Here is a 12,250-nt window from a genome sequence, read left to right on the forward strand (position 1 = left end):
CATACTCAGGAGTTGAATTATATGATTTATCAAGTATATGAAAAGTATAACAAGGATTTCGTTAGATATGCTAAAAGTTTAGTAAAGACTAAACAAGATGCTCAAGATATAGTACAAGATGCATATGTTAAAGGGATTGAGCATGAAGAAATATTTGAAAACATGAATGATTATCAAATAAAAGGTTGGTTTTTTAGAGTCATTAAAAATATTTTTATTGATAGGATAAGAAAAGATAGAAAAATATTTTTTAGTGATGATGAAAGGATTTTAACCAGTCAGATAAATATGGAAACTGATATATACTTTTATGATATGATAAATATTTTACCTGAGTATTTAAAAACATTGATAAAACTAAAATATGTTGATGGACTAAATAGTAAGGAGATAGGCAAGATACAAGATGTATCCCCTTCTACAATACGTAACAGGTTAAGTTTAGCTATTAATAAATTAAGAGATGGAGGTCTTATGAATGAGTAAAATTTCAAATATTTGTATTTTAGACGTAAGAAAAGCTAATGAAGAAACATTTAGTGATATTACAGAAATAGAGAATGTAGCATGTATGGTATATAATGATAAAACAGCTAAATTGTTAAAGGATATTAAAAAGTCAAATATAGCTGATTTGGTTAAAATTAATGATGATGACATTGAGTTTATTGTTAGAAATGGAAGCTTCACTTTGGATAAAGAATTATTAGAAGAAACAGATAAGAAATTATTTCTATTGATAAATGGAATATGTTATATAGGTGAAGTTCCAAAACAACTGTTAAAAGATAAAGTCTTCAAATTATCAGTAAATGGTGAAGTTGTGTGCCCTGAGCAATTGAAAGGTATAGTTGACTTAAAATCAAATATAAACGGATTAATCATACCTATAAAAAAAGGTTACTCCTATATGGAAGATACTATTATGCTAGACGAAGCTTTTATTGCAAGGCAGGATAATGATTCAAAATTATCTGTGGAAAAACTTGTTGCTATTGATAAAATTGATGAAGATATGATAAAAAAACAAATTTCCAATATTCAAGTTCTTGAGGATGTAATTACTACTAGACAAAATATGGATATATTAAGAAATATCATAGATGAATTTAACAAAGTGGAATTATTGATAGTGCCAGATAACAGTTATTACAAAGAAGATTCATTAAAGATCGATTCGAATAATCTTGATTTTTATAAGGATAAGGCAGTTATATCAGACGATAGTATTACTATAAAAGATGTTACACCAACAGAATTAAAAGATAATATCACAGCTATCTATTGTGAAAGACTATATTGTGATGATGAATTGAATAATACAGTTAGAGAACTTAGTATTAATGATGATATGGAAATTTTAAGTAATGGTGATATAAATAATAATGGAAAATTATTTATTGACAATGATTATCTGAAAGCACTTGATCACAAAGTTATTATAAATAATAATGGAAAACTTGTCTTTTATGATACAGTAAAAGCAGAATTAGCTAGAGAAAAAATAAGTACTATAATCAATAATGGTTTAATAGATGCAGATTCATCAATATTCGCTTCTGTAAAAATAATCAATAAAGGTAAGTTAAGAAAATCCCATAGTGTAGATAGAGAAGAAAGTAATGATGTTATCTATGAAAATATGGTGTTTCTAGAACTTTAATTTAATAATGCCAATCAATTAATATTTTAAAAGCGGTAAATCCCATGAATCAGGATTTACCGCTTTAATTTAGTTTTGTTGTCTATTAAAAATTACGTATCAAATCTTCGTAAGTATCTCTACGTCTTATAAGTTTTACATTACCTTCTGAAGTAACAAGAACTTCTGCTGGACGGAGTCTGTTATTGTAATTGGAAGCCATACAATATCCATAAGCTCCAGCATCTAATACATTTATGATATCTCCTTCAAATATTTCAGGAAGTGTACGATCTTTTGCAATGATATCTCCACTTTCACAGATATTACCAACAATATTGACTGTTTCTGTTTTATTGGAAGGTATGTTTGATTCTCTGAAGATTTCTATGTCATGATGTGAGTTATACATAACTGGTCTTTTCAATACATTGAATCCCAAATCCGTTCCAACATATTTCATACCATAGTTTTCTTTTAATGAATAAACAGAGCCAAGTAGATTACCACATTCAGCAACAATATAACGACCAGGTTCTATTTTGAAGGTTATTTGCTTTCCATATCTAGCGGTCCAATCAAATAACACTTTGTCTAATTTTTTTCCTAGACTTTCGAGATCTAGCCTTTTTTCGTCTTCAAGTTTTTTATAAGGTATACCGAATCCGCCACCCATGTCAACAAATTCAAGATCATCAAAATTTTCAGCTATAGTAAGTAATGATTCAACACCTTCAATATATTTATCGCCTTCCATAAATAATGAGCCTATATGTTGATTGATACCTACAAGATTAAGATTGTATTTTGATAGGATATCTTTTATTTCAGGTATTAAACTAGGGTCAACTCCGAATTTAGTTTTTTTACCACCTGTAATGACTTTTTCGTGGTGTCCAGCACCTACACCTGGGTTGAATCTTATACATATTTTACCGCCATTATTAATTTGACCGTATGATTCTAGTTGCGAAAGAGAATCTACGCTTACAAGAATGTCTCTATCAATTGCATATTGCATTTCTTCTTTTGATACATTATTGCTGATATATAAAATTTGTTCAGATGAGAATCCAGCTTTTAATTCAACAAAAATTTCACCTGGAGACATTGCATCTGCATTAAGTCCTTCTTCAAGAGCAATCTTTAGTAAAGAAAGATTGCTATTCGCTTTTACGGAGAAATTAACCGAGAAATTAGGATAAGTTAAGAGATTCTTAAGTTCTCTGCATCTTTCTCGCATTATATTTTCGTTGTAGACGTATAAAGGACTTCCATATTCTTTTATTAAGTCAATGGGGGTAGTATTACCAAAAAAATTATTTTTGTTTGAAACTTTGTTATGTGTTGTTAGCATAACTGTTGCTCCTTCCTAAGAAAATAAATTGTAATGATCTAGTAAATAAAACTATTTTTCATTGTTTATATCTATTAATTTAATCTCATTCATAATAGCTTCTCTTATTAATCTGACCAAAGTTCTATTACGAGAATATAATGCTTGGCTCAAAGTGCCTGTAATGACTTCTTCAGTATCTATAATAAGTTTGAATGATTCATAATTAAAGGATTTATAATATTTATTATGATTGAATGTAGGGACTTCTGGTGATAAAATTACTATTTTTTTATTTTTATTATAAGCATCTTCTATTTCATTGGCAAATAAATCAAGAATTTTTTTATCTGCACAAAAATATAATCTGAATTCGCATTGAAGTATCATATTTTTTATTTTATTGATGATATTTTTTGAATCTACTATAGTAATATATGGATTGTTAGTGACTTGGTTAAATTCTAACTCATCCTTTATGATTTTAATGTTTTGGTTGAAATCTCTTGAAGCATTCATTATAAGTTCTTTTTTAGATATAGCAATGTATTTTGCTGATGTACCTTCAATAATATGTGCATTACCTTTATCTACTAAACTGGATAATGCTGCATAGGCATTAGAACGAGATATACCCGAAAGTTTTGCCGCTTCATATCCAGATAATTCTCCATGTTTACACAAAGTAATGTATATAATAGATTCTTGCTGAGTAAAGCCAATGCTTTTTAACGCATTAATTAGATTCACATTGTTCACCTCAATAGTATTCCTTTATAGAACTACTATAAAACATATGTATGTAATTGTCAAGAAAAAAACTAGAGCTTTGTTTAATAACAAAGCTCTGAAAAATATGTAATATATGAATTTACGTTAATATAGTTTAAAAAATTATTAAGATATAAATATTGAAAAAGACTATTCATAGTTTTTAGTGAGACTATAATTATTACCAAAATTATTATCCCAATAAGTTTTACCATTTACAGTATAGCTGATAGCGTATTCTCCTTCAATGTAGTCATAACACGATATGAAGAATGTCCATAATTCTATATTGTCTAGATCTTTTATGTAAGTAGCATCAATCGATTTGTAAGTTTTCCAATTATCTTTGGTATAATGTACTTTTACGTCTTTAGCGTAAGCTAAATCTTTCAAGAACATATAACCTTGTAATCCATAATAATATTTGTGTTTAGCGGTATCTAACATTACAGTGCTTTTTGATAATGCATAAGGGGCATTATTATTGGAGTAACTATATTCAAGATAATAATTTTTCGTATTGTTGTTGTCCCAATATGTATTACCATCAACTTCATATTTTATAGCGAATGTACAATTATTTGATTGATTCTTTGGTATATCTATATTGAAAGACCATATTTCATCTTCAGCTGATAGATTTTTCAGATATGAAGCTTTTTGGTCAACCCAAGTATCACCATCAATTGTATAATGTACGGTAATGTCTTTATCATTGCCTAAGTCTTTTACATAAATATATCCCTTTGAAGTATAATCACTATTAAATCCCTTTTGTGCTATTTTCGCAGAGTATAGTTCTACATTAGGCGTCTGTGTCTGTGCTAGAATACTAAAACTATTAACATTAAATGTTAATATAAAACAAATAGTTAAGGTTATTAAATTTCTAAAATGATTGTTTTTCATTTATAGATCTCCTTTTTTAATATGTAGATAATTAATGTGAATGATAAGCATGTTTAACGTTAAACTAAATAGCAAATATTGATATATTAGTTTGGCATTGGTGAGAAACTGTAATTGTCACCGAAGTTATTATCCCAGTAGGTTACACCATTGGCTGTATATCCTATAGCGTACTCACCACTAGAATTCTCAGGGAAAGGACTTTTATCATGGTAAGTATCAAATGACCATATTTCTATATCATTATCGTATTTCCAGTGATAATGGGCGTTAAGATCATGATAAGTCTTCCAATCATCAGTAGTATAACGTACTATAACTTTTTTATCATAAGCTAAATCTTTTAAGAAAATGTAGCCCCATAAAGAGTGTTTAGTTGGTATATCTTTGTCTAACATAACAACACTTTTTGATAAGACAAAAGGAGCATTGTAAATCATAGTAGTTTCTTGGAGAAAATAATTATCTCCATTATTATTGTCCCAATATGTATTACCGTTAACATCATATTTTATAGCGAATTTACAATTATATTTAACTTGATGTATTGGTACATAAGGTTGTTCAGGTGTTTTGAAAGTCCATAATTCAGATCCATCTTCTAACGTTTTTTGATAAGTAGCAGGTTGATCCAACCAATTGATTCCGTTATAAGTATAGTGTACTGTCACATTTTTGTTAGTACCTAAATTCTTAATATAGATCTTGCCTGTTGCATAATAACCTACCATATTACCAATATGACCGTAAGTTGGTAATATTTTTGCAGAATACAATTGTACATTGGTTGATTTAACTGATGTTGTTTTAGCTGAAATACTGAAACAACTAATGTTAAGTACAAAAACAAAACAAATAATAAAAGTTACTAAATTTCTAAAAAACTTTTTTTCCATAATAAATTCCTCCTTTTTCAAAATATATTATAATAGCTAAATAAATTTATGTCAATTAATAAACAGAATATTAATTAATAATAAAATATTATAACATTATAAAAAATAGTTAATAAATTATATGTTAAATGGGTGATAATTTTTACAGTATTAGTATAACTATACATGTAAATCTAAAAAAATAAGTATACAATTTATTTGATTTTGATAATAATTATGGTATATGATAAAAAACAATATAATAAATTAATTGGTATCTTATTTCTTATAATTCGATTCGAAATTGTTGTCCCAATAAGTAATACCGTTAACTGTGTAACCAATAGCAAACTCATATTTTTTATCTAAATCAAAATACCATTCTTCAACATTATTATCATAGCTTATAAAATGAGAGGCATTGATTTCTTTATAGGTCAACCAATTGTCAGCTGTATAACGTACCTTAACTGACTTATCGGGACCTAAATCTTTTAAGTAAAGATAATTACGGCCGCTGTAAGTACCTAAAGGATAGTGTAACGTAACAACGCTTTTAGATAATATGTAAGGAGCATTGTAACGATTATTGCTATATTGAATAAAATAATCTTGTCCATTATTATTATCCCAATATGTGTTACCATTAACCTCATACTTAATAGCAAATCTACAATTATAAGTACAATCTCTCGACATTGCCGCGTAAGGGTGATCGGGTGTTCTATAACTCCAAACTTCTGACCCATTTTTTAAAGTTTTTAAATAAGTAGCAGGTTGATCTAACCAGTTAATACCATCATAAGTATAGTGTACTGACACTTTTTTGTTGCTGTTTAAATTATTAACATATATATACCCAGTTGTATAATATGTGTAAACAGCACGACCATGATCATAATGTTGCCCTGTTCCTATTATGGTAGAATATAATTGAACATTAGGTGTTTGAGCTGAAATACTAAAATCAGTAATGTTAAGCATAAAAATAAAACAAATAATAAAAGTTACTAAATTTTTGAAATGCTTATTTTTCATGAAAATTCCTCCTTTTCTGATAATATATAGTATATTACAATATATTTTAAAGTCAATCAACAAATTGAATACTTAATATACATAATTTAAACAAAAGGATAATTATTTCTGATTAGTTTGATTAAATAGGATAATGAATTATAGCGTAACTATAGTTATGTATGATATAATTAATAAATAATTAGTTAATAATAATAAGATCATTAGAAAACTTAGAATTACTATTATGACAGAGGAGATAGATATGGATTTATTTGATATGATGAGAGAAAAAACATTAGAGACAGAATCCCCTTTAGCAGCTAGGTTACGTCCAACATCAATAGAAGAAGTTGTTGGTCAGGAACATATAATTGGTAAAGGTAAATTATTATATAGAGCTATAAAAGCAGACAAACTAGGTTCACTAATATTTTACGGACCACCTGGAACAGGTAAAACTACATTAGCAAAAGTAATAGCAAATACCACAAAAGCTGAATTCGTACAATTAAATGCTACAATATCCGGTAAGAAGGATATTGAAAAAGTAGTTAATGAAGCGAAAAATAGGATTGGAATGACTTTAGGCAAGACGATATTATTTATTGATGAAATCCATAGATTCAATAAAGCTCAGCAAGATGCACTTCTTCCATATGTTGAAGATGGCACTATTACACTTATAGGTGCAACTACAGAAAATCCGTATTTTGAGGTGAATAGTGCTCTGGTATCAAGATCTAGAGTATTTGAATTGAAACCTCTTGATAAAGAAGATATAAGTAAACTAATTATGAGAGCCATAACAGATAAAGAGAAAGGACTAGGAAACTTTAATGCTGTGATAGAAGAAGATGCTTTGGAATTCTTGTCTGACAGAGCCAATGGAGATGCTAGAGCAGCTCTTAATGCAGTAGAATTAGGAATATTGACTACTGAACCAGATGAGAAAGGTATAATTGATATTACTATAGAAGTTGCTGCTGAATGTATTCAGAAAAGGGTTATCAATTATGATAAAAATGGTGATAATCACTATGATACTATATCAGCATTCATCAAGAGTATGAGAGGTTCGGATCCAGATGCTGCTGTATATTATTTGGCTAGAATGATTTATGCAGGAGAAGATCCCAAATTTATAGCTAGAAGAATAGTGATATGTGCTTCTGAAGATGTAGGAAATGCTGATCCACAGGCTTTACAGGTTGCTGTAGCTGCGGCTGAAGCTGTTAACTTTATTGGGATGCCTGAAGGAAGAATAATACTATCACAAGCAGCTACTTATGTAGCTTGTGCTCCCAAAAGTAATGCTGCATATCTCGCCATAGATAAAGCACTAGCAGATGTCAAGAGAATACAAATTGATGCGATTCCACCTCATCTGCAAGATAGTCATTATAGTGGTGCCAAAAAATTAGGACATGGAATTGATTATAAATATGCTCATGATTATGATAATCATTATGTTGACCAACAGTATTTGCCAGATGAATTAATGGACAAAAAATATTATGAACCTACTATGCAGGGTTATGAAAAAAATATAATCGAACATTTTAAGAAAATTAAAACCAGATAAGATCATTTATCTTGACATATCTTATGATAAGTATATAATATAGATAACTTATGAATATATTAGTTATATATGATGAGTTGTGAAAATTTTATATATGAAAAGGTACTCATAGAGTTAAAAAGGGAAAGCGGTCAGATGCCGCTGCAGCCCCCGCTACTGTAAATGGTATGAAATCTAATTTTGTCATTGGGAGACCGAGAAGACTAGAGAGTAAGTCAAGCCATAAGCCAGGAGACCTGCCTTTTTATGATGTTTCAGCTTTCGGTGGGAGAGTGTAGATACATTTTATTTGTAATCTAACTGTGCCTCAGCACAGTTTTTTGTTGTTTATAAATAATTTGCTACATATGCATAAAAGCCGATTATTAAAATAACTATGGAGGTTAATTTTTATGAAAAAATTATCAAAAATATTATTATCCTTAATGTTAATTATGACATTGGTATTTAGTTTAGGTGCTTGTAATAATAAAACGGATACTTCAATTGACAAACAAGAGAATGAAGCGATTACATATCCTATGGACGTAGAAGATAAGTATGGTAATAATATAACAATCGAAAAAGAACCAGAAACTGTAATTTCACTATCACCAGAATTCACAGAAACAATATTTGCCCTAGAAGCAGGAGATAAACTTGTTGGTAGAACAGATTATTGTGATTACCCTAGTGAAGTGGAAGATATAGAATCTTTAGGTGAATTAACACAACCCGATATTGAAAGAATAGTAGAAATTGGTCCAGATATTGTTCTTGTATCAGCTCATGTATCTGACGAAACTATTACTCAGTTACAACAGCAGGGAATTACTGTTTTGGCTTTAGCACTAACGGGAGGATTTGACGACACATATAAATATATAGCTACACTTGGCAAAGTACTTAATGTAAAAGATAAATCAGATAAAATAATTGATGATATGAAAGACAAAGTTTCTGAACTAACAAAAGCTGTAGAAGGAAAAGAAAAACCAACAGCATATTTTGTTGTAGGCTATGGTGAGCATAACTCTACAGCAACTGGAGAGACTTTTCTAGGAAAACTAATAGAAAGCGCTGGAGCAGAAAATATTGCTAAGGATGCTACTGGTTGGTCTTATAGTATAGAACAGCTTGTCGACCAAGATCCAGAAATAGTAATATGTTCTAATAAATTTGATTCCAAGAGTAAAATTGAACAATTAGAAGGATACAAAGATCTAACAGCAGTAAAAGAAGGTAGATTATATGAAACAGATGAAAATGTTTTTTTCAGACAAGGTCCAAGACTTGTTGTTGGATTAGAAGAATTAGTTAAAATTTTCCATCCGGAAGTACTAGAATAGACATACTAAGCAAAGCAGGTTATTATTATGAAGATATATAGAAAAAGCAATATAATTATAAGCTTACTGATACTTATAGCAGTTGTTATTATAGCATGCGGTTTTGGTTCGGTAAAAATTAATTTTATTGAAAGTAGTAAGATTCTATTAAATAAAATACCGTTTTTAGATGATTTAGTGTCCTTAGAAGGTATTAAGGATTCTCACATTAAAATAATAACTAATCTAAGATTGCCAAGAATAATATTAGCCTTATTCACTGGAGGAGCACTTTCAGTTGTGGGATGTTCATTTCAAGGAGTATTCAAGAACCCTATGGCTGACCCTTTTGTGCTTGGAATTTCATCAGGAGCAGCTCTTGGGGCAACAATAGGTTTGATATTTAATTTTGATAAACATATATTTGCTTTTACAGGAGTAAGTATATTTGCCTTTGTTGGAGCTATGCTTACAGTTATAGTAGTTCTAAAAATATCTGCAATTGGTAAAAAACTTCCTACTACAACATTATTGTTGGCGGGTATATCTATTAACTATTTATTGTCTGCTCTAATGTCTCTACTTATGTTATTAAATAGAGATAAACTAGAAAAAGTGTATTTATGGACACTAGGAAGTTTCAGTACGTCAAGTTGGTCGGAAGTTGCAGTTATAGCACCTTGTGTGATTATATGTTCTATTATACTGATGGTGTTTTCAAAAGAATTGAATTTAATGTTGTTAGGTGACGATGCTGCTGGAAGTTTAGGAATCAATGTTAATAAAACGAAAAAAATCATATTGGGGGTCTCATCAATCATGGTAGCAGTGGTTGTATCAGCTAGTGGAATTATAGGTTTCGTTGGACTAATAATACCTCATATAATAAGAATAATTAATGGTCCGGATCACAAGAAATTAATACCACTTGCTATGCTTGTTGGAGCTATTTTTATGATATTATGTGATACTATTGCAAGAACTATCATATCCCCTGGTGAATTATCGGTAGGAATTATAACATCGATTTTTGGAGTTCCATTTTTCTTGTTTTTGCTATATCAGAATAAAAAGAAAGTTCTATAAACCAACATAATCAAAAGGAATGAATATTATGAGTGTAGTTAGCACAAAAAATCTAAGTTTCAATTATGGACAAAAAAGCATATTGAATGATTTATCTATCAATTTCGACAAAGGATTGTTCTATAGCATAATAGGTCCTAATGGTTCCGGTAAAACTACGTTGTTGAAGTTATTAGCTGGTATATTGCCTTCTGATAGAAAGACCGTTTATCTCAAGAACGATGATATAAATGTAATTAAGCAAAAAGAAATTGCTAGAAGATTGTCAGTGGTACCTCAGATTACCGATATGCAATATGAATTTTCTGTACATGATATTGTTATGATGGGACGAACTCCTTATACATCAAGGTTCCAAAAAAATACTGATAAAGATAAAAAATTAGTCAATGACGCTATGAGAGAGACTGGAGTTAGCAGTCTAAGAGATAAGAAGATAACACAATTGAGTGGAGGAGAATTACAGAGAGTAATACTTGCTAGAGCTATTGCACAAGAAACAGATATTATGCTGTTGGATGAACCTATTTCGCATCTGGATATTGGATATCAATATGAGATTAGTGAGTTAGTTCATAAGCTATGTAAGAAAAAAGGCATCACTGTAATAAATATTGTCCATGACCTTAACATAGCTATGAGATATAGTGATAAAATATTGATGTTAAAAGATGGATATATATATAAATATGGCGATCCAGAGGAAGTTATAACTAAGGATACTATTAAAGATGTTTATTCTATTGATGTGGAACTAATTAATCATCCGATTATAAAAAATAAAAAAGTAATAATTAAGTAATTATTTAAGATATACTTGCATATGTATGTTTATTGTGGCAATATATTTATATGGAATATCAATTGGTTTATAATTGATAGAAAATATTATTAATATTTTTATGAAAGAAAGGATATATGCAAGATGTCAGATAGTAGATTTGAAAATGTTTTACGTCTAGAATACCCACTATTTGTAAAAGTACTAAATGATGATTTGGCTGATAAATACGTAAGAGAAATAATAGAATTATATAATGAATTAAAAAAAGAAGACTATAGGTTTCATACGAGTATTTATAAGACGTATCTTGAATTTGCTATAGCTGTTAATGCAGTGTACAAATATTTATTGTTGAATAAAGTAAAACAAGATAAAGCATTGGAATTATTATCAGAATTTTGTATGAATACAATTAATAAGACGTTGGATAGATTAAGTTTCATTCAATTGGCTTTTCACTATTCAACTAACAAAGCTTATTTAAAACTTATTACCATAAGTTCAATAATAACACTAGATAGTTTTAAATTGGCCAATGACCTAAAAGAGCATAAAATGGATGAAGAATTGAATAAAAGTATGAAAGAATGTAACGTCGAGGAGTATTTTAAATATTATCATGTTGAAGAATTAATGGAAATAGCAGATATAGTAGAGAAATCATTTGATATGTTTTTAGATAAGAATGTTAACTATAATTCTGGGAATGAAGTAATTATTAGAATATAAGTTGAAATTATTAGAAGGGGCTGTAAAGATACAGTCCCTTTAGTATGTTCTTTAAATATAAGTATCAATTTTTCTTTCTCTTTAAATATCTTAATATGAATTCTATAAAAACTGATAACACGCAGGTAGAAGCAATACAAATTACTATTATTGCACCACTGTTTTCTTTTGGATTTAAGGCGTAATGTATAGCCATACCATTTAGTGCC

The 12,250-nt window shown here is 29.1% G+C and carries 12 protein-coding genes and 1 riboswitch; of the genes, 7 read left to right on the forward strand and 5 right to left on the reverse strand.

The window, feature by feature from the left end; genetic code table 11:
• Nucleotides 1-21: 21 nt before the first annotated feature.
• Nucleotides 22-486: an RNA polymerase sigma factor gene (locus tag QMG30_RS17170; protein ID WP_281817485.1), complete on the forward strand. Its 465-nt coding sequence runs from the start codon at nt 22-24 to the stop codon at nt 484-486.
• Nucleotides 479-1,663 carry a hypothetical protein gene (locus QMG30_RS17175; protein ID WP_281817487.1) on the forward strand — a complete coding sequence of 395 codons (1,185 nt, stop codon included), beginning with the start codon at nt 479-481 and terminating at the stop codon, nt 1,661-1,663. Before QMG30_RS17170 ends, QMG30_RS17175 begins: the two co-directional genes overlap by 8 nt.
• A gap of 85 nt (nt 1,664-1,748) precedes the next feature.
• Here the strand turns inward: QMG30_RS17175 and lysA are convergent, their stop codons facing one another.
• The 5 genes from lysA to QMG30_RS17200 all read right to left on the reverse strand — a co-directional run bounded on the left by lysA (nt 1,749) and on the right by QMG30_RS17200 (nt 6,571).
• A complete protein-coding gene (gene lysA, locus QMG30_RS17180) occupies nt 1,749-2,999 on the reverse strand; it encodes a diaminopimelate decarboxylase (RefSeq protein ID WP_281817489.1) in 1,251 nt (416 codons plus the stop codon).
• A 51-nt stretch (nt 3,000-3,050) separates the two neighbouring features.
• Complete coding sequence (locus QMG30_RS17185) at nt 3,051-3,728, reverse strand: TrmB family transcriptional regulator (RefSeq protein WP_281817490.1); 678 nt, start codon at nt 3,726-3,728, stop codon at nt 3,051-3,053.
• 171 nt (nt 3,729-3,899) lie between these two features.
• On the reverse strand, nt 3,900-4,658 hold the full coding sequence (locus tag QMG30_RS17190) for a carbohydrate-binding protein (RefSeq protein ID WP_281817491.1): 759 nt from the start codon (nt 4,656-4,658) through the stop codon (nt 3,900-3,902).
• An 86-nt stretch (nt 4,659-4,744) separates the two neighbouring features.
• Nucleotides 4,745-5,554 (reverse strand): carbohydrate-binding protein, encoded by an 810-nt coding sequence (locus QMG30_RS17195; protein WP_281817493.1) that lies wholly within the window; start codon nt 5,552-5,554, stop codon nt 4,745-4,747.
• A 258-nt stretch (nt 5,555-5,812) separates the two neighbouring features.
• Nucleotides 5,813-6,571, reverse strand: a complete 759-nt coding sequence (locus tag QMG30_RS17200) for a carbohydrate-binding protein (RefSeq protein ID WP_281817494.1) — start codon at nt 6,569-6,571, stop codon at nt 5,813-5,815.
• Between the two features lie 244 nt (nt 6,572-6,815).
• Here QMG30_RS17200 and QMG30_RS17205 point away from each other — a divergent pair, with 244 nt between their 5' ends.
• The 5 genes from QMG30_RS17205 to QMG30_RS17225 all read left to right on the forward strand — a co-directional run bounded on the left by QMG30_RS17205 (nt 6,816) and on the right by QMG30_RS17225 (nt 12,041).
• Complete coding sequence (locus tag QMG30_RS17205; protein WP_281817495.1) at nt 6,816-8,135, forward strand: replication-associated recombination protein A; 1,320 nt, start codon at nt 6,816-6,818, stop codon at nt 8,133-8,135.
• 83 nt (nt 8,136-8,218) lie between these two features.
• A riboswitch (cobalamin riboswitch) is annotated at nt 8,219-8,393 on the forward strand.
• Nucleotides 8,394-8,527: 134 nt separating this feature from the next.
• Nucleotides 8,528-9,463 (forward strand): ABC transporter substrate-binding protein, encoded by a 936-nt coding sequence (locus tag QMG30_RS17210; RefSeq protein WP_281817496.1) that lies wholly within the window; start codon nt 8,528-8,530, stop codon nt 9,461-9,463.
• Between the two features lie 27 nt (nt 9,464-9,490).
• Nucleotides 9,491-10,528: a FecCD family ABC transporter permease gene (locus QMG30_RS17215; RefSeq protein ID WP_281817498.1), complete on the forward strand. Its 1,038-nt coding sequence runs from the start codon at nt 9,491-9,493 to the stop codon at nt 10,526-10,528.
• Between the two features lie 28 nt (nt 10,529-10,556).
• The gene (locus QMG30_RS17220; protein ID WP_281817500.1) at nt 10,557-11,330 is read left to right on the forward strand and encodes an ABC transporter ATP-binding protein; all 774 of its coding nucleotides are present in this window, start codon (nt 10,557-10,559) and stop codon (nt 11,328-11,330) included.
• 123 nt (nt 11,331-11,453) lie between these two features.
• Entirely contained in the window at nt 11,454-12,041 is a 588-nt protein-coding gene (locus tag QMG30_RS17225; protein WP_281817502.1) for a hypothetical protein, read from the forward strand.
• Nucleotides 12,042-12,250 lie beyond the last annotated feature (209 nt).

The sequence above is a fragment of the Vallitalea longa genome (assembly GCF_027923465.1).
GTDB lineage: Bacteria > Bacillota > Clostridia > Lachnospirales > Vallitaleaceae > Vallitalea > Vallitalea longa.